This window comes from Mesorhizobium sp. L103C131B0 (assembly GCF_000502275.1).
In the GTDB taxonomy this organism is placed as follows: domain Bacteria; phylum Pseudomonadota; class Alphaproteobacteria; order Rhizobiales; family Rhizobiaceae; genus Mesorhizobium.
Map to the genome: position 1 here is coordinate 125,971 of NZ_AYXC01000001.1, position 17,608 is coordinate 143,578.

The 17,608-nt window shown below is 63.7% G+C and carries 17 protein-coding genes; 10 read left to right on the plus strand and 7 right to left on the minus strand.

Annotation, left to right across the window (positions count from 1 at the left end):
• Window positions 1–2 precede the first annotated feature (2 nt).
• Entirely contained in the window at window positions 3–1,313 is a 1,311-nt protein-coding gene (locus X730_RS163505; protein WP_023683747.1) for a hemolysin family protein, read from the plus strand.
• A 28-nt stretch (window positions 1,314–1,341) separates the two neighbouring features.
• Here X730_RS163505 and X730_RS163500 read toward each other — a convergent pair whose 3' ends face one another.
• On the minus strand, window positions 1,342–2,220 hold the full coding sequence (locus X730_RS163500; RefSeq protein ID WP_050588054.1) for a DMT family transporter: 879 nt from the start codon (window positions 2,218–2,220) through the stop codon (window positions 1,342–1,344).
• Window positions 2,221–2,478: 258 nt separating this feature from the next.
• Here X730_RS163500 and X730_RS163495 point away from each other — a divergent pair, with 258 nt between their 5' ends.
• Window positions 2,479–3,774, plus strand: coding sequence for a glucoamylase family protein (locus tag X730_RS163495; protein ID WP_023825341.1), 1,296 nt, complete (start codon window positions 2,479–2,481; stop codon window positions 3,772–3,774).
• A gap of 165 nt (window positions 3,775–3,939) precedes the next feature.
• Here X730_RS163495 and X730_RS163490 read toward each other — a convergent pair whose 3' ends face one another.
• Window positions 3,940–4,545, minus strand: a complete 606-nt coding sequence (locus X730_RS163490) for an NADPH-dependent FMN reductase (protein WP_023671992.1) — start codon at window positions 4,543–4,545, stop codon at window positions 3,940–3,942.
• An 89-nt stretch (window positions 4,546–4,634) separates the two neighbouring features.
• Between X730_RS163490 and X730_RS163485 the strand changes: the two genes are divergently transcribed.
• Entirely contained in the window at window positions 4,635–5,003 is a 369-nt protein-coding gene (locus X730_RS163485) for a helix-turn-helix domain-containing protein (protein ID WP_023683744.1), read from the plus strand.
• 500 nt (window positions 5,004–5,503) lie between these two features.
• Here the strand turns inward: X730_RS163485 and X730_RS163475 are convergent, their stop codons facing one another.
• Entirely contained in the window at window positions 5,504–5,899 is a 396-nt protein-coding gene (locus X730_RS163475; RefSeq protein WP_023671995.1) for an acyl-CoA thioesterase, read from the minus strand.
• Between the two features lie 223 nt (window positions 5,900–6,122).
• Here X730_RS163475 and X730_RS163470 point away from each other — a divergent pair, with 223 nt between their 5' ends.
• From X730_RS163470 to X730_RS163460, 3 genes are read left to right on the plus strand one after another with little or no spacing between them, the layout of a single operon-like run.
• Window positions 6,123–7,739, plus strand: coding sequence for a GMC family oxidoreductase N-terminal domain-containing protein (locus tag X730_RS163470; protein ID WP_023825343.1), 1,617 nt, complete (start codon window positions 6,123–6,125; stop codon window positions 7,737–7,739).
• Window positions 7,736–8,950: a mandelate racemase/muconate lactonizing enzyme family protein gene (locus X730_RS163465; RefSeq protein ID WP_023671997.1), complete on the plus strand. Its 1,215-nt coding sequence runs from the start codon at window positions 7,736–7,738 to the stop codon at window positions 8,948–8,950. Before X730_RS163470 ends, X730_RS163465 begins: the two co-directional genes overlap by 4 nt.
• The gene (locus tag X730_RS163460; RefSeq protein WP_023683741.1) at window positions 8,947–9,864 is read left to right on the plus strand and encodes an NAD(P)-dependent oxidoreductase; all 918 of its coding nucleotides are present in this window, start codon (window positions 8,947–8,949) and stop codon (window positions 9,862–9,864) included. Before X730_RS163465 ends, X730_RS163460 begins: the two co-directional genes overlap by 4 nt.
• 92 nt (window positions 9,865–9,956) lie before the next feature.
• On the opposite strand, the gene X730_RS163455 is transcribed toward X730_RS163460, so the two are convergent.
• Window positions 9,957–10,895 (minus strand): diacylglycerol kinase family protein, encoded by a 939-nt coding sequence (locus X730_RS163455; protein ID WP_023825344.1) that lies wholly within the window; start codon window positions 10,893–10,895, stop codon window positions 9,957–9,959.
• Window positions 10,896–11,554: 659 nt separating this feature from the next.
• Here X730_RS163455 and X730_RS163450 point away from each other — a divergent pair.
• On the plus strand, window positions 11,555–11,791 hold the full coding sequence (locus X730_RS163450; protein WP_023825345.1) for a hypothetical protein: 237 nt from the start codon (window positions 11,555–11,557) through the stop codon (window positions 11,789–11,791).
• A 118-nt stretch (window positions 11,792–11,909) separates the two neighbouring features.
• Here X730_RS163450 and X730_RS163445 read toward each other — a convergent pair whose 3' ends face one another.
• Entirely contained in the window at window positions 11,910–12,602 is a 693-nt protein-coding gene (locus X730_RS163445; protein WP_155922377.1) for a hypothetical protein, read from the minus strand.
• A 225-nt stretch (window positions 12,603–12,827) separates the two neighbouring features.
• Here X730_RS163445 and X730_RS163440 point away from each other — a divergent pair, with 225 nt between their 5' ends.
• Together X730_RS163440 and X730_RS163435 are read left to right on the plus strand one after the other, a co-directional pair.
• Complete coding sequence (locus X730_RS163440; protein WP_023672002.1) at window positions 12,828–13,343, plus strand: hypothetical protein; 516 nt, start codon at window positions 12,828–12,830, stop codon at window positions 13,341–13,343.
• Window positions 13,344–13,444: 101 nt separating this feature from the next.
• Window positions 13,445–13,939, plus strand: a complete 495-nt coding sequence (locus tag X730_RS163435) for a DUF2314 domain-containing protein (RefSeq protein ID WP_023748171.1) — start codon at window positions 13,445–13,447, stop codon at window positions 13,937–13,939.
• Window positions 13,940–14,055: 116 nt separating this feature from the next.
• On the opposite strand, the gene X730_RS163430 is transcribed toward X730_RS163435, so the two are convergent.
• Complete coding sequence (locus X730_RS163430) at window positions 14,056–15,024, minus strand: DUF3137 domain-containing protein (RefSeq protein ID WP_023825347.1); 969 nt, start codon at window positions 15,022–15,024, stop codon at window positions 14,056–14,058.
• A gap of 46 nt (window positions 15,025–15,070) precedes the next feature.
• The gene (locus tag X730_RS163425; RefSeq protein WP_023825348.1) at window positions 15,071–16,117 is read right to left on the minus strand and encodes a CapA family protein; all 1,047 of its coding nucleotides are present in this window, start codon (window positions 16,115–16,117) and stop codon (window positions 15,071–15,073) included.
• Window positions 16,118–16,264: 147 nt separating this feature from the next.
• On the opposite strand from X730_RS163425, the gene X730_RS163420 reads away from it, so the two are divergent.
• Window positions 16,265–17,530: a hypothetical protein gene (locus tag X730_RS163420; protein WP_023825349.1), complete on the plus strand. Its 1,266-nt coding sequence runs from the start codon at window positions 16,265–16,267 to the stop codon at window positions 17,528–17,530.
• The last annotated feature ends 78 nt before the right edge of the window (window positions 17,531–17,608 follow it).

Here is a 17,608-nt window from a genome sequence, read left to right on the forward strand (position 1 = left end):
TGATGCTATACGTCGAAATCGCCACCGTGGTCGTCCTCATCTGTGTGAACGGCCTTCTGTCGATGTCCGAGCTCGCCATCGTGTCGTCGCGCCCGGCGCGGCTCAAGGCGATGATCGACCGCGGCGTCAATGGCGCCGGGCGTGCGCTGACGCTCGGCTCCAATCCCGGCAAATTCCTGTCGTCGGTGCAGATCGGCATCACTCTGGTCGGCGTGCTGTCGGGCGCCTTCTCCGGCGCCACGCTGGGCGACAGGCTTTCGGTGTACCTGGCCTCGACCGGCATGCGCGAAAACATCGCCGACCCGCTCGGCGTCGGGATCGTCGTCGCCATCATCACCTATTTCTCGCTGATCGTCGGCGAGCTGGTGCCCAAGCAGATCGCGCTGCGCGATCCCGAGCGCGTTGCCGCCCGCGCGGCGCCTGCAATGACCATCCTAGCCACCGTCTCCGCGCCGCTGGTGTTCCTGCTCGACATTTCCGGCCGCGCCATATTGTGGCTGCTTGGCCAGCGCGGCGAGAGCGAGGAGAAGGTCACCGACGAAGAGATCAAGATGCTGGTCGCCGAGGCCGAGCATCACGGCACCATCGAATCCGACGAGCGGCGCATGATCGCCGGCGTCATGCGGCTCGGCGATCGCGCCGTGCGCGCCGTGATGACGCCGCGCACCGAGGTCGACTGGATCAATTTGCAGTCCGATGAGGGCGCCATCCGCAAGCTCTTGATGGAGACCCAGCATTCGCGCCTCCCGGCCGGCGATGGCGGGGTCGACGTCATGGTTGGCGTTGTTCAGACGCGCGACGTGCTGGCCGCCCTGCTCGCCGGCCGCGCACTCGATCCGCGCAAGCATGTGCGCGCCGCCCCCATCGTCTACGACCAGGCCGACGCGCTGGATGTGCTGCAGAAGCTGAAGGAATCCGACGTGCCGATGGCGCTGGTGCATGACGAATACGGCCATTTCGAAGGGATCGTCACACCTGCCGACATTCTCGAGGCCATCACCGGCGTCTTCCGGGCCGATACCGACGCCGGCGACGAGGAAAACGCCGTCAAGCGCGAGGACGGCTCATGGCTGCTCGCGGGATACATGCAAGCCGACGAGATGGCTGACGTTCTCGGTATCGACCTGCCGGAAAATCGGGATTACGAGACCGTCGCCGGTTATGTGCTATCGCACATGCACCATCTGCCGGCGACCGGCGAATGCGTCGACGCGCAAGGCTGGCGTTTCGAGGTCGTCGACCTCGACGGCCGCCGCATCGACAAGCTGATCGCCACCCGGCTGCCCAGCGGCCATCGCGAAGTGGTGCGTTGACGCTCTGCCGTCAAAGCGAATAGCGCGCTCAGACCGCGGCTTCGATCGGTTCGGCAAGCTTCGGATTGGAGCGCGAGGCGATCAGGCAACTGGCCACGATCAGGGCCGCTCCAGCCAGCGTGGTCCAGGTCGCCGCCTCGTCGAAGAACAGCCAGCCAAACACGATCGCCCAGATGAAGGCAGAATACTCCGTCGGGATCAGATATTGCGCTTCGGCCCGCGCGTAGGACCAGCTCATCAGGAACTGGCCGGAGAGCGACAGCGCCGTCACCCCGGCCAGCGGAAGCCAGAGATTGCCCGGCAGGGCAACCGCGAGCCAGGGAGCGGCGGGGAGAAGGACGGCGGCAACGCACAGGTTCTGGAACAGCATGATCTCGACTGGCTTGGCCACCAGCGCCTGCCGCCGCGAGAGGATCAGATTGTAGGCGTAGAACACCGTCGATGCGAGCACCGCCACCGTGCCAAGCAGGGCATCCCCGGTATAATTCCCTTGCCCGAACTGTCCGGCCATGATGATGACGACGCCGGCGATGCCCGCCAGCGACGCCCAGATCGCCTGGCGCTGTATGCGTTCGCCCAAAAGCAGCGCCGCCAGCAGGAGAGCGAACAGCGGCGCGACGAAACTAAGCCCGATCCCATCCGCCAGCGGCAATCTGGCAAGGCCCCAGAAGAACGACAGCAGAACGATGCCCACGACCACGGCGCGCAGCGCGTGTAGCCGCAGCACGGAAGGCGTGGGAAGGGAACGCGGCCCCGCCGCCCAGGCCGTGCCCGCGACCACGCTCGCAAGCATGCTTCGCCACAGCACCGTGTTGTAGACACCGACGGCGATCACCAGGATTTTCATCGCCGCATCCATGGCGGACAGAAGGAAGATCGCAAGTGCACAGACCAGCACCGGGGTCATGGGGGAAACGACGCCTGACGGGCTGGGTAACTTCACGGGGCATGCTCATGTGATGGATCGCAGCCGGATATATCAGGGGAGGACGGCCAGGCCAGATGGCAGGGCCGTGCATATGGCGGTCCAACCGATCTTCGCAGCCCCTCGATTTGAATTCGGTGCGTCGGCAGCGCCTTTCGCTATCGGCCCCAGCCTGCCCTCACCCATGATTGATCCGCTGGACGAATGGCAAAAGCAGCCAAAGCCTCTATATCGATTGTCATGGATGCATCGAACGAACACGCGCTAAACGACGAGCTTCTCCAAGATATCCAGCGCCTGTCCTTCGAGTATTTTCTCAACGAGGCCAACCCTGCCAACGGCCTAGTCGCCGACCGCAACACGCAGGCGTCGCCTGCCAGCATAGCCGCCGTCGGGCTCACTTTGTCGTCCTATCCCGTCGGTGTCGAGCGCGGTTTCATGACGCGCGATGCCGCAATCGAGCGGACGCTCGCCACGCTTCGCTTCTTCTGGAACGCCCCGCACGGGCCGGAGCCCGATGCCACCGGCTACAAAGGTTTCTACTATCATTTCCTCGACATGAAGACCGGCCGCCGCGTCTGGAATTGCGAACTGTCCACGATCGATACCGCCCTTTTGCTTGCCGGTGTTCTGGCCGCCGGCGCTTATTTCGACGAGGACGATGAGCTCGAACTGGAAATCCGCCAGCTTGCCGATGCGCTCTACCGCCGTGCCGACTGGCGCTGGGCGCAGAACGGCGGCGCCACCGTCACCCATGGCTGGCGGCCTGGAAAAGGCTTTCTCCGCTACCGCTGGGAAGGATTTGACGAGGCGCTGATCCTGTACGTCCTGGGTCTCGGTTCGCCGACCCACTCGCTAACTCCCGAGAGCTACGCGGCCTGGCTGTCCACTTACAAATGGAAGACCATCTACGGCCGCGAGGTGGTCTATGCCGGCCCGCTTTTCATCCACCAGTTCTCGCATATCTGGATCGATTTTCGCGACATCCGCGACGCCTTCATGCGCGATCACGACCGGGACTATTTCGAAAACAGCCGCCAGGCGACGTATCTGCAGCGCGATTACGCAATCCGCAATCCGAGGGGGTTCGCGGGCTATGGCGAGAATTGCTGGGGCGTCACCGCCAGCGACGGCCCAGGTCCGATCGCGCGGCGAGCCGATGGACGCCGCTTCTTCGGTTATCTCGCCCGCGGCGCACCGTTTGGCCCCGATGACGGCACGCTGTCGCCATGGGCGGCAATCGCCTCCTTGCCTTTTGCGCCGGAAATCGTGCTGCCGGCGCTGCGCCATTTCCACGAGATGGACCTGCGCGACGGCAACCCTTACGGCTTCACCGCGAGCTTCAACCCGACGATCGCTGCCGACGACGGCCGCGCCTGCGGTTGGGTATCGCCGGACCATGTCGGCATCAACCAGGGGCCGATCGCCCTGATGATCGAGAACTACCGGTCCGACTTCCTGTGGCGATTGATGCGCCGCGTGCCGGCCATCACCACAGGACTGCGCCGGGCCGGGTTTTCCGGCGGTTGGCTGTGACAGGCGGCGATCCTTCGCGCGGGATCGTCAAGGCATCAGCGCGACCTTGCCGGTCCGACTCCACCATCCGGCCAAGGGAGCCGAGAGCGCCTCTTCACGTGAATGAAAAAGGGCGGCGCAAACGCCGCCCTTTGGAAAAATCATCGGTCCTTGGGAGGATAAGGCTCAGGCCGCCTGGGCTTCGCCGGCAATCGCGTCGGCCTGACGCGCTGCCTTGAGCACGCGGGCCCACCAGGCAACGTCGTTGACCAGCGCCGTGGCAGCCTGGTTCAGATGCTCGATCTCCTCGAGCTTCTTCTCGCCCTGGCGCACCGCCAGGAAATCGCTCCAGGCAATGTGAACGGCGGATTTGACCGGCGCCATCTGCAATTCGACCGCGGCAAGACGCAAATGTTCGACAGCGCGCGAGCCGCCGACGCTGCCATAGCCGACGAAACCGGCCGGCTTCTTGTTCCATTCATTGGCGGCGTAATCGATGGCGTTCTTCAGCACGGCCGTCGGGCCATGGTTGTATTCGGCGGCGGTGAAGATGAAGCCGTCGAATTCGGCGACCTTCTTTTGCCAGCGCTGGGCAACTTCGTTCTGCGACGGCGCCCAGGCGGACGAGGCGACCTCGTCGAAGAAGGGCAGCGGCCAGTCGCGCAGGTCGACGGTCTCGACGTCGATGTCGGCATGGGATTTCGCGATCTTGGCGATCCACTGGGCGGGCACATCGGCGAAACGCGCGGCGCGTGTCGAACCGACGACGATGGCGATTTTGGGCTTGGACATGGGGCTCTCCATATATGCAAAAGCTGGTATCGTTTGGATACCGGCGCTATATGAGATACTGACAAATGGCAGCGCAAGGAGGCACCGTTATGTTACTGAGGCACCCGCACAACACCGAAGACTGCCGCGCCGTCTCGGAAATCCTGCAGCGCGTCGGCGACAAATGGACCGTTCTGGTCGTCGGCAAGCTGGGCGGCGGACCGCTGCGTTTCAATGAGTTGCGCGCCGCTGTCGGCGGCATTTCGCAGAAGATGCTGACCACCACCTTGCGCGGTCTTGAGCGCGACGGCTTCGTCACCCGAACCGTGTTCCCGACCATCCCGCCACGCGTCGACTATGAGCTGACGGAGCTCGGCCATGAGCTGCTGGTGCCGGTCGGCGCGCTCGGCGAATGGGCGCGGAAGAACACCTCGCGGGTCCAGGCGGCGCGTGAAAGATTCGATGGCGTGCACGCCTGAAAACCGTTGCCCAGCAATAGTTTACGGATTTTGCCGTCGACGACGCGTACCCGGGTTTAACTGGATCCGCCCTGGCATCGTTGGTCGCGCCATCGCGACATAGCTGCAGCGTTTCGTTCGCCGGCGCATGATCATTTTGATGCTGACGAGGTCTTCCGCTGACGGGCCCTCAGGCCTTTGACGCAGGGTTGCTGCAACACACTGCGCCGCACGTCTCTACCCTTGCAGACTGCTGGGCAGTCCGCTCGTTGCCAACGGTCCGGTCGTGCGTGCAGGCAACGCTTGGAAGCTCTTTCCTGATCTCGGTATAAGCGGTCGTGCCAAGCAGCCAGATCACCGCGACGAGGGCCGCCACGAGCCAGCCGTTCAGCATGTGTTGACGCATTGTCTTCCCTCCGCCGCCCGCAGAATCGGATGTGAAGGCAACCATTGGATGTCGCGCAGCGCATCGCCCGCGCGGGGGATGTTACATAAGCGCAAGCTTGGCAGAATCGACGATGTCAACTTTCGGTTGGAATCGGCTTCGGCTTGCCGTCGCTATCCAGCGCCACCATGACGAAATCGGCGTGGGTGACCTTCTCCATCAGGTCGGAGAGGTAGCGTTGCGCCCAGGCCTCGACCTTGAGCGTCATGGAGGTGCGGCCGACGCGCTCGACATGGGTGTAGATGCACAGCGTGTCGCCGATCTTCATCGCCTTGGCGAAGGACATTTCCTTGACCGCCGCCGTCACCACGCGGCCCTTGGCCCGCTCGGCCGCACGGATGCCGCAGGCAAGATCCATCTGCGCCATCACCCAGCCGCCAAAGATGTCGCCGGCCGCATTTGCATCGGCCGGCATGGCGAGCGTACGCAAGGTCAGATCGCCGATCGGCCGTCCGTCCGCGTAATGCACCATCCGAGATTCCCCTAAAGCGATAGCCCTTGATCCCGTAGCGTCACGGGCCCAAGAGGTCAACGCGACGGGCGAGGCTCCCGGCGCAATGTCGGTTCCATGGTGGCTTTTCCGACCAGGCGTCTCACGGTCGCTTTTTTCACAAGCCATGCCGGAAGCCGCAGGGGCGCGGCCAAGCCGTCGCGGATAGGCTGCGCTCAGTTTTGCGGAGCCGCCAACACCAATCATGCAGACTTATGACTTCATCATCGTCGGCTCCGGCTCGGCCGGCTCGGTTCTGGCCGACAGGCTGTCGATTTCGGGCCGCTTCTCCGTGCTGGTGCTGGAGGCCGGCGGCAGCGACCGCCGCTTTTATGTCCAGATGCCGCTCGGCTACGGCAAGACCTTCTTCGATCCGGCGGTCAACTGGAACTACAAGCCCGAGGCGGACCCCGGCCTTGCCGGCAATGTCGACCATTGGCCGCGCGGCAAGCTGCTTGGCGGCTCCAGCTCGATCAACGCCATGGTCTGGATCCGTGGCGCGCGCGAGGACTTTGACGACTGGCGCGATGCCGGAAATCCCGGTTGGGGCTATGACGATCTGTTGCCGGGCTTCAAGGCGCTTGAGGACAATGAGGCCGGCGCCGACAGATGGCGCGGCACCGGCGGGCCGCTGCATATCACCGACACGACGAACGCCGTCCATCCGCTGACCAGGCGCTACCTCGCAGCCGGCCAGCAGGCTGGGCTGCCGCTCAACCCTGACTTCAACGGCGCCGCCCAGGAAGGCGTCGGCGTCTACCAGATCTCGACCAGGAATGGCCGCCGCATGTCGGCCGCGCGCGCCTTCCTGCGCCCGGCGATGAAGCGCGCGAATGTGCGCGTCGAAGCCAATGCGCTGGCGACCAGAATCCTGTTCGAGGGCAAGCGAGCCGTCGGCATCGAATATCTGCAGAACGGCGAGACCAAGACGGCGCGGGCCGGCCGCGAGGTGATCCTGTCCGCCGGTTCGATCAACTCGCCGCAGCTGCTGCAACTGTCCGGCGTCGGCCCCTCGTCACTGCTCAAGGGGCTTGGCATCCCGGTCGTCCACGGCAACGAAAATGTCGGCGCGCATCTGCAGGACCATGTCGGCATCAACTATACCTTCAAGGGAAACGTGCCGACGCTCAACCAAATCCTGCGGCCCTGGTGGGGCAAGCTGCTGGTCGGCATGCGGTACATCCTCACCCGCTCCGGCCCGCTGTCGCTGTCGATGAACCATGGCGGCGGCTTCTTCCGAACCGACCTGGCGTTTTCGCGCCCCAACATGCAGCTTTATTTCCAGGCTTTCTCGACCGTCATTCCGAAGAGCGGCGAGCGGCCGATCCTGACGCCGGATCCGTGGCCGGGCTTTTCCATCGGCCTCTCCAACTGCCGCCCGTCCAGCCGCGGCGAGATCATGATCCGCTCCAGCAATCCGCTGGACTATCCCAGGATCGTCGCCAACGCCTATTCCACCAACGCCGATGTCGACGAGATGCTGGCGGCGGTGAAATTCGTGCGCAAGATAGCCTCGATGCCCGCCATGGCCGAGATCATCACTGAGGAGGTTTTGCCGGGCCCATCGATCCAATCGGATGCCGATCTGATCCAGGATTTCAGGAAGCGCTCAGGCACCGTCTATCACCCGGTCTCGACGTGCCGCATGGGGCCGGGCGCCGGGGCCGCCGTCGTCGACCCGCGCCTGAAAGTGCACGGGCTCGCAGGTCTGCGTGTCATCGACGCCTCGATCTTTCCCGCCAACATCACCGGCAACACCAACGCCGCCTCGGTCATGACCGGATGGAAGGGCGCCGAACTGGTTCTGGAGGACCAAAAATGAAGATCACCGACGTCAAGACCTGGGTAGTCGGCAACCCGCCGCCCGGCATCGGCGGCAAGTATTTCATCTTCGTCAAGCTGACCACCGATGGCGGCGTCGTCGGTTACGGCGAGGCCTACAACGCCACCTTCTCGGCTCACATAACAGCGAAGCTGGTCGAGGACATGGCCGAGCGTTACCTGATCGGCCACGATCCGCATGACATCGAGACCTTCTTCCGCCGCGCCTATTCCTCAGGATTTACCCAGCGCCCCGACGTTACCGGCATGGGCTGTTTCTCGGCGCTGGAAATGGCCTGCTGGGACATTGTCGGCAAGGAAGCCGACAAGCCGGTCTACAAACTGCTCGGCGGCCAGGTGCACGAGACGCTGCGCTCCTACACCTATCTCTATCCGCACACCGGCAGCGTCCATTCGGAGGACGCGCCGGACGGCCGGAACGTCTACAATGACCCCGAATTGGCGGCCGCCTGCGCGCTCGAATATGTCGAGCAGGGGTTCAACGCCGTCAAGCTCGACCCGGCAGGCCCCTACACCGCCTTCGACGGCCACCAGCCGCGCCTGATCGACATCGATGTCTCCACCCGCATGGTCAAGGCGATCCGCGAAGCCGTCGGCACCCGCGCCGATATTCTGTTCGGCACGCATGGCCAGTTCACCGCATCGGGTGCGCTGCGCATGGCACGCGCCATCGAGCCCTACGATCCCTTGTGGTTCGAAGAGCCGGTGCCGCCCGACATGCCCGAAGTGATGGCTCAGGTGGCGCGAGGCACGTCGATCCCGATCGCCACCGGCGAGCGGTTGACGACCAAGTTCGAATTCGCCCGAATCATCGAGAACCGCGCCGCCACCATCCTGCAACCGGACCTTGGCCGTTCCGGCGGCATTCTCGAAACCAAGAAGATCGCCGCCATGGCCGAGGCATACCACATCCAGATCGCGCCGCACTGCTATTGTGGGCCGATCGTTGGGGCCGCCAACATCCAGCTGGCGGTGACGCTGCCCAATTTCCTCATCCTGGAATCGCTGAAGCAGTGGGACGGCTTCCACGCGACACTGCTCAAGAAGAAGATCGAATGGCAGGACGGCAATGTCATTCCATCGAAGGAGCCGGGCCTCGGCGTCGAGCTGGACGAAGCGGTCTGCGACGCGCATCCCTACACCGGCAAGGACCTGCATTTGCAGATGATGCAAACGCCGCTGATGCCGTGAGCGAACGCTACGCCTTCATCGGCCTTGGCCATCTCGGCGGCAACCTTGCCGCCAGCCTGTTGCGCAACGGTTTTGTCGTCATCGTCTTCGACCGCGACCCCGCCGCCGTCGAGCGCCTCGTGGCGCTCGGCGCCACGGCCGCGACCAGCCCGGCCGAAGCGGCGGCACAGGCCGGCAATGCCATTACTTGCCTGCCCTCGCCCAAGGTCAGCGAAGCGGTGCTGGCTAATGCCGGCGGCCTGCTCGAGGGTCTGCCCAGGGGCGGCTCCTGGATCGAGATGTCGACCAACGGCCGCGACGAGATCCTGCGCCTCGCCGCCCTCGCCGCGGCCAAAGGCATCGAGACGCTGGAGTGCCCGGTCACCGGCGGCGTGCATCTGGCCGCGGTCGGAAAGATCACCGCGCTTGTCGGCGGCGATGCTGCGCTTTACGAGCGCCATCGTCCGGCCATCGAAGCGATGTGCGCAAAGTCGTTCCTGATGGGTCCGGTCGGCTCCGCGGCGGTGATCAAGGTGATCACCAACATGCTGGCCTTCATCCATCTCGTCGCCGCCGGCGAGGCGCTGATGTTGGCCAAGCAAGGCGGCCTCGACCTCGCGCAATCCTACCACGCCATCGTCGCCTCCTCCGGCAACAGCTTCGTCCATGAGACCGAAAGCCAGCTCATCCTCAACGGCTCCTACGACATTGGCTTCACCATGGACCTGGCACTGAAGGACCTCGGCTTTGCGCTTGCGATGGGCAGGGAGTTCAGACTGCCACTCCAACTGGCGCCGCTTGTGAGTGAGATTTTCCTGATGGGCAAACAGGAATATGGCGGCGGCGCCTGGTCGACCCAGATCGTCAAACTGCTCGAGGATGCCGTCGACATGGATCTGCGCGCGCCCGGTTTCCCAGCCAAGCTGGAAAGCTAAGCCGGGTAGATATGTCCTGCGATTTCAGGCCCTTGGCCGGTTCGCCGGAATCGCCGCTCAAACCACCTGAATCAATCCCTCAACGCCTTGATTCAATATCTCAGCGTCAGCGCTCCGGGCAGGATCTCAAACGTCGCGGGTATACGCCCCGGCGACTCGCCATCTATGTCGACCAGCGCGCCGTTCTTCTCGACATCGCCGATATGTTCGACCACCACTTTCCGGCCACGCAATATGGTGATGGCCGGATGGTTGCGGTGCCGGCCGCCATAGAGCAGCCGAATATCCCAGATCAGCTTCAGCTTGCCGGCCGCGCGCAGGATGACGATGTCGAACTGGCCGTCGGCGAGTTCGGCGTCCGGGGCGATCATCATGCCGCCGCCGAAGAACTTTCCGTTGGCGACCGCCACCAGCGCCATGCGCGCCTCGACCGGGGTGCCATCGTCGACGGTGATCCGGACATCCTGGAAGCGGTAGCGGATGAACTCGACCACGGTGCGCCAGAAAAACAGCGCCTTGGCCGACATCCTGCCCTTGCGCTTGTCGGCATTGACCGCACGGTCCGTGGCGCCGGATAGGCCGAGGCTGGCGATATTGATGAAGTGCCGGCTGGCCAGCGCGCCATGGTCGTCGATGTAGCAGATGCGCCCGGCATCGACCTTGCGCGCCTTGGCTTCGGCGATCCGCTTCAGCACCGCATCCACCTCTTTCGGCAGCCCGAGCCCGCGCGCGAAATCGATGCCGGTGCCGCAAGGCAGCAAGCCAAGTTCGGTTGTCCGGCCGCTCTCATCGAATGCCTGCAGCAATCCGTCGGCCACCTCGCTGGCGGTGCCGTCGCCGCCGGCCGCGATCACCAGCTCGAAGCCGCTTGCCGCGAGGTCGAGCGCCAGCCTTTCGGCGTCGCCCTCGGCCTGCGTCTCGCGCAGCTCGAATTCGCCGAAATGCTTTTTCAGCGATGCGGCCACCTCCGGCCAATGCCGTTTCAGCCGGCCGCCGCCGGCAATCGGATTGAGCACCACCCCGACTTTCAATGCGCACCCTCCCCGCACCGAGCCGATAGGCTCGATGCTTTGCCGGCATTGAAGCCCGCGCCAGCCGGCGGAGCAAGGGGCACAGCCGATCAGGCGCCAAAAAGCGGGCGGGCTGTCTAATGCAGCTGGAGTCGAAATTCCGAGCTTTGTGGCGAACGATCCCCGATAATCCCGTTATCCACAGGCTCACGCCCATTCCCCAAAACCCTTACCCGGCGTAAGTTTAGCCCATCTCAGGCGGCTACCGATCGCCACGCCGAAAGGCAAAGCGAAAAGGCGGATTTCCTGAGGCCCGTACGGCCCGAAGCGAGAGCAGGCTTGCCTGTTGGAGGGACGGATGCCGAGACCTACGGGGCCGCGGAAAGCGTGCGAACGCCAACGGCGGACCGATGCTGCCATGAAGGACGGCGAAAACCTTCGATGGCGCGCCGAACGAAGCTCGCAAGGGTGGAGAACGGCGTGGTCTGGAACGGGCACTGCCCTCGGGCGGTGACTGGCAGGACCGTCAAAATCAAGGCCGGCATGGCGCGACGACTTTGCGGAAGTTGCTGCCGCGACCGTGTCCTGATCTGACAGGGAGGCGCTGGGAGAAATCCCGGCGCCGACTGTCTTTTGGGCCAAGGTCCGGTCGGCGAAGCGACGCGTAAGAAGCCGATACTTTGCTGGAACGAGATTTCGCCGCTGACGGAACCATCTTCATCACCAGGCGCGATCAGCAATTCACCGACATGATCCCGCGCCTGATCGACAGAGGCGTGTCCTTCGTCGAGATCGGTGGCAATGACGCGATCATGCTCACCGTGGTTTCGGCGGCAGACTTCGCTCCGCCCGAAGGCGCCCGGGCGCTGTTCAGCCAACCGTTCCGATCGATCCGGCCACCCGTCGCACCGGGCTGATCGTCGCCGTGCGCAAGCTGCACATCGTGCTGCCGGCGCTGTTCGAAGCAGGCGCGAGGCTGGAGCGCGTCTACAACTGAAGCCGCGCCCTGCACCGCGGCCTGCCCGGCAGGCCAAGCTACTTCTTCGGGCCGATGCCCGGGATCAAATTGAGGCCAGCGTTTATATATTCCGGCCGTATGGCGCCGCTGATGAGCGTGAAGGTGGCGAGCATGATGCTGGCCAGCGCACCGTCATGCCATGGCCTGAGGGCCAGCGCGTTGACGGCATAGGCCCAGAATGGGAAGGCGAGCATCGACATGACGATGTTGGCTCCCGGAGCCTCCGCATTGTCGGCTGAATCGCTGACCGATTTCAGATACACCGGCGTCATCGCCAGCGCGACGATCAACATGATCCATGAAATGGTCCAGACGCTGATACCGGCCATTTCAATCTTATAGATGGCTGCCTGCACCTTACCCGGAATGTCCCCCGGATTGCCTTTGGTCTCTTCCGCCACCGCATCGGTCAACGCCTTGGCAACCGGCTGCTCAGTGGCATTGACCAGGATGGAGTTGACGAAGATGAAAAATGCCACGACTTCGGCAGGCACGTACTTCGCAACCCGGTCGAGATAGCCGTCGCCGCCTTTCGATCCTTGATCTTCTTGCTTGTCATCGTCGACGCCGAGCGGAGCATCGCCTGGAATGCCTCGAGCGTTGAATCCCTTTTCGGCACAGGCTCGGCGGACCGGACAATTCTTCCCATGACAAACCCCTCCTATATTGTTGTATCGCCCCGTGAGTATCGTAGTAGAAAACCGGGCCAAGAAACAGTTGTCGCGGCCATAGCCGACAAGATTTATTCAGGCTTCTTCCTGCAAATGCATCACGCCCCCGCCATATCTGCTACCGGGTGTCTCGAAATCCACCTATAGTGAGCCGTACCCGAAAAACGCATCCCCCGGCTCATCGCGTGATTGCGGCCAAAATCCCGCCTTGTTCGCGCGCGATGGAAGGACTGGCTGCCGGGGGGCAATCCGAAGGACAAGACCGTGATCAAGACCGCCCTTGTCGCCATGACCATTGTCGGCTGCGACTGCGACGCCAAGCTTTGCGAATATATCGGCGAGACGCCGGCGAAGTGGGCGACCATCGCCGACTGCGAAGCGGCGATGAAAAGCCAGATGCTGCACCAGAAGAACTTCGACTATCCGCTGGTCTCTGGCATCTGCCGCAGCAAGGGGTCGGCGTCTTCTTCGCAACTGGCGGCGGCCGCATCCCGCCCGGAACTGAAGCCGGCCAGCCGGAATGTCCAAACCCCGTTGCCGCCGGAACTGAGCCATCGGCCGAGCGTTCCCGTCGGCTCCCCGACGACGGCCATGGAGGCAGCAGCGGTACGGCCCGTCGCCTACGAGCAAGTGGTCGATGGCGGAACAGGCGTGCTCTACCGCACCAGGAACGGCTACGCCGTGGTCAAGACAGATCTCGGCCGCGTCGCGTCGGCAACGGTCGGCATTGCCAAGCGGTCCGCGAACTGGCTGGCAGGGCTGGTGCCGAGCGGGTTGTGAGCGGCCTGCCGTTCGGACCATACCACGCTGTCGCACTGCCGTTGAAAACTCCAGATAGATGCAAGATGGTGTCAGGCATCGACACGCAGGAGCGCCATTTCATGAAGCATGCAGTTCGAACCGTGCTGTCCCTGGTGCTGGCGTTGGCGCCGGTTCCGGCCGGTGCGCAGGATTCCGGCCAGGGCGGCGACAAGGTTGTAGGCGTCGCCAGGGACGATCCGGACATGGCGGCGGCCATTGCGCAGGCGCGCGCCAGCCTCGATGAATTCCTGTCCTTGTCGGATGCGCCGCCAGCCGGGACAACCAGCTACAAGTTGAAAGTCGAGGTCAGGGACGGAGACGCCTCGGAGCATTTCTGGATCATCCCCTTCCACAAGACCGCGACCGGATTTGCAGGAACATTGGCCAATGAGCCGCAAGCGGTGCACAATGTCGTGGCCGGCCAGGAACTCGAATTCAAGCGGGACGATATTTCCGACTGGGGCTACACCAGAAACGGTCGCCAGGTCGGGAGCTTCACCGTCTGCGTGATGTTCAAGACGATGGCGCAAGAAGACGTCGAATATTACCGCCAGAACTACGGCTTCGCCTGCTGACGCGCGGCAGCCTGGCTAATGCATGCGCCTAAACAGGACCTCCGTTTTGGGGCAACGATATGCATCAAAACAAGACCTGAAGCGCGTCGCATGAATTCGTTTCGACGCGCGGCGCTTTAGGCCTCGCCATCCGTCGCGCCGGTCTTGCGCACCAGCGCCGCCGTCGCCAAGATCGCGCCCATATCGGCGATCATCGGCGCGATGTGCTTGGTGTAATCGAGTGGCACGGAAATGGCGGGCAGTTCGAAGAAATTCTTCGGCTGCGGCAAGAGCAGGAAACCATCGCTGCCATTAAGCGCCACCCGCGCCGGATCATCGCGCCATGTCTCGTGCAGCCATTTCAGCGCCTGCGCCAGCCGGCCGCTCACCAACGGCTGGGCGGCGGCGACATTGTCGGTGCTAAATTCGTAGTCGCCGTCGAGCAGCGGATCGCCGCTGGACAGTTCCTGCATCTTGCCGGCGAAGATGCCGCGGAAGAAACCGACCACCGCGTTGCTGCGGCGCGTCGCGACCAATATGCCGGGGAACGGCGCGATCGTCTCGAACGCAACGATGACGCCCTTGAAGACCGTCGACGAGCCTTTGCCCGAACCTTGGCGCAACTCCGCCTCGTAGAGCTCGAACGGAAAATCCTCGTAGCGGCCTGACACGATGTCGTCGAAGCTCTGCCGGTTGAAGGCGCCGACCACGGCGCGCGGCAGCCGGTCGAAGGAATTCGGCGTCACGCTGTGCTGATAGCGCACATCCCTGATGAAGCCGAAGATGATCGGCAGCAGCGTGTCACGGAACGATTGCTGCAGCCGCGTCGCCGGCCTGATCGCCAGGAAGTACAGCAGCAGCGCCGCGAAGAAACCGCCGGCATAGAGGAACACATGCGGCGTCGAGAACCATTGCTCGTTCAAGTCAGCGACCTTGTTGAACAGCCAGGCCACCAGCACGACAAAAACCAGCAGCAGCCCCAGAAACACCGGCACCCGCCAGCGCACCTGGCGGTAGGCCGAAGCCCGTCCAGCCTCATAGATCTCGATATTCTTCCTGATGCCGGCGACCACCGCTTCATCAGGCATGAACTCAGCTGCTTCCATCGCCCCCTCGCAAAGTCCGTTTATACCTATAATAGCGGGAAAGTCGTCAGTCGCCAAAGATCGCCTTCAGCCTGGCTTCGACCTTGCCCTTCATCCGGCCAGTCAGCGCCTCGACCGGAACCAACCGCTCATGCCCGCCTGAGCGCAGCCGCATGAAGGGATGCATCCGGTAGCCGGCGATCGCGCCGCGCTTGCCGAGATCGGCGCTGACATCGACGACGAAAATGCCGCCGATGCGGCCGGGCCAGGGCTGTCGCGCCAGCGCCGTGCCGAGGAAGTCGCCAAGCCCGTAAGCCACGAGCGTCTTGCCGACCCATTGCACCGGCTGCACGACATGGGCGTGGTGCCCGGCAATCAGCCCGACGCCGTGACCGGCCAGCACCCTCGCCCGCATTTGCGTTTGCGGCTGCGGAAAATGCCGGAACTCCCAGTCCCAGTGCGGCACCGCACAGGTGAGATCGATGTTCTTGTCGGCCGCGCCGCTCGGCCATGCCGCCGGATCGCCTTGCATCGAGACAAGCTCGGTGAATGGCCCGGCGTCACCATTGCGCCACAGTGTGAAGGCGGCAAAGCCGATCGTCAGCGGCCCGGCCTTGACCTGCTCGACCGGTCCTTTTTTCGCGGTGCCGATGGTGCGGATGCCAAGCCGCTTCAGCGCCGCAGCCGTCTCGTCGAAACCGGCGACGCCCTGGTCGAGCACATGGTTGTTGGCCAGCGACAGCACGAGCTTTTCGCGCGCGATGCCTACGGCGGCAAGCGCCGCGGCAAGAAACCGCTCGCTCATCGCATGGTGAGTGCCAAGCCGCGTGCCAAACGCCACGCTCGGCCGCTCGACGACCGGACTTTCGCAATTGCCGATCACCAGATCGGCTGAGCCCAAGAGCTTTGCGATTTCCGGATCGCACTCCGGCGCACTACGGTTGGCCACCGCCGAAATATCGCCGACAAAGGCCAGCCGCACCTTCCGCCCTGGCGGTGGATCGATGAGTGTCGTCGCCGCGATGGGCGCAAAATCCCTGACATCGCCGCCGAGAGACGGTTTCAGGAAGCGCGGCAGCCATGACAGTTTGTAGGAAAGCGGATAGTTCGACACGCGACGCCCAATCGTTTGCCCAATCGGTTAGCTTGTGTAGACGGTCTGCCCGGGAAGTGTCGACCGTCAGTCCTTGAAACACTGCCGCCGGCAGACACGGCGCCAAATGCGTGTAATGTCTGCGCAATGGCATAGTGGAGGAATGAGATGACACGTTTTGCAGGCCTGCTGGCGTCCGCCTTCCTCCTGTTGCTGCCTTTATCTTCGGCCCACGCCGCCGCGCCCGAAGCAGCGACCGCGCTGTTCGAGGCCAAAACGGTGGCTGAGCGCAACCGTGCGCTCACAACGCTTGAGTCTGCAGCGAAAGGCGATCCGGCGTCAGCCTACGCCGCCGGCGCCGGCGAATTCTTCACCGCCCTGGAAATCCTGGCCGGCGGCCTGCACCGCCACGGGTTCGAAAGCCCGCAATCCTTCATGCTGCCGCTGATGCGGCTGCCGATTCCGGACAATCCCAATCCCGAACCGCTGACCTATGAGCAGTTCCGCGCCATCCTGGTCGCCTTTCGCGACCGGTTGGAACGGTCGGCGGCGACACTGGGTTCGGTGCCCGCGGGAGCCGATATCGGCATGGTCGTCGACCTCACCCATGCCGGCATCGATCTCAACGAGGACGGCAGTATCACGCCGGATGAAAGCATCGCGGCGGTCATGGCCGCGCTGTCGCGCGGCGGTATCTCGTCGGACGGCGCCGCTCCCTCGCTCACATTCCGCTTCGACCGGGCCGACGGTTTCTGGCTGCAGGGCTATGCCGAATTCCTGATGGCGCAGGCCGATTTCTGGCTGGCGCATGATTTCAGGACCATGTTCGACGGCTCGTTCCACATGCTGTTTCCGCGCGCCAAACTGCCGCTGCAGGACATTCTCGTGCCTCCCGCCGGCGACATGGGCAGCAGCATCTTCTCATCGGAATGGCGCATCGCGGATTTCATCTCCATGGTTCACCTCGTGAACTGGCCGGTGGTCGAGCCGGAGCGCCGTCAAGCGGCGCGCCGCCATCTGCTCGAAATGATCCGGCTGTCGCGCGAGGACTGGAAGGCGATCCGCGCCGAGACCGACAATGACCGCGAATGGCTGCCGGGACCGCAGCAGAAGGGCGAGAACCCGCTCACCGGGCTCGAAGTCGGCGAGGAGCAGGTCGAGGCCTGGCTCGCCACTCTGACCATGGCCGAAGACCTTTTGGAAGGCCGCAAGCTGCTGCCGCATTTCCGCATCACGGCCAGCACCGGCCAGGGCATCAACATGAAGCGTTTCTTCGAAGAACCGAAGCCTTTCGACCTCGTGCTGTCGATTACCGGCCCGGCCATCGCGCCCTACCTCGAGAGCGGTGAAATCGTGACCAGCGGCGAGTTCGACCAGATCCAGCGTCAGTTCGGTGGCGGTGGGTTTTTGACCTTCGCGCTGTGGTTCAATTGAGCAGGTGGCCCGGCTTTGCGTGACACAGCTCCTGACACCCTTGTGTCAGGAGCTTCGACCCGCTTAGTGTCCCTTGCC

What these genes read in the sequence shown, in the direction of transcription:
- X730_RS163495 (WP_023825341.1), top strand. Translation starts at nt 2,479, where the DNA reads ATGGATGCATCGAACGAACACGCGCTAAACGACGAGCTTCTCCAAGAT.
- X730_RS163505 (WP_023683747.1), top strand. Translation starts at nt 3, where the DNA reads ATGCTATACGTCGAAATCGCCACCGTGGTCGTCCTCATCTGTGTGAAC.
- X730_RS163420 (WP_023825349.1), top strand. Translation starts at nt 16,265, where the DNA reads ATGACACGTTTTGCAGGCCTGCTGGCGTCCGCCTTCCTCCTGTTGCTG.
- X730_RS163435 (WP_023748171.1), top strand. Translation starts at nt 13,445, where the DNA reads ATGAAGCATGCAGTTCGAACCGTGCTGTCCCTGGTGCTGGCGTTGGCG.
- X730_RS163475 (WP_023671995.1), bottom strand. Translation starts at nt 5,899, where the DNA reads ATGGTGCATTACGCGGACGGACGGCCGATCGGCGATCTGACCTTGCGT.
- X730_RS163470 (WP_023825343.1), top strand. Translation starts at nt 6,123, where the DNA reads ATGCAGACTTATGACTTCATCATCGTCGGCTCCGGCTCGGCCGGCTCG.
- X730_RS163430 (WP_023825347.1), bottom strand. Translation starts at nt 15,024, where the DNA reads ATGGAAGCAGCTGAGTTCATGCCTGATGAAGCGGTGGTCGCCGGCATC.
- X730_RS163490 (WP_023671992.1), bottom strand. Translation starts at nt 4,545, where the DNA reads ATGTCCAAGCCCAAAATCGCCATCGTCGTCGGTTCGACACGCGCCGCG.
- X730_RS163465 (WP_023671997.1), top strand. Translation starts at nt 7,736, where the DNA reads ATGAAGATCACCGACGTCAAGACCTGGGTAGTCGGCAACCCGCCGCCC.
- X730_RS163485 (WP_023683744.1), top strand. Translation starts at nt 4,635, where the DNA reads ATGTTACTGAGGCACCCGCACAACACCGAAGACTGCCGCGCCGTCTCG.
- X730_RS163500 (WP_050588054.1), bottom strand. Translation starts at nt 2,220, where the DNA reads ATGACCCCGGTGCTGGTCTGTGCACTTGCGATCTTCCTTCTGTCCGCC.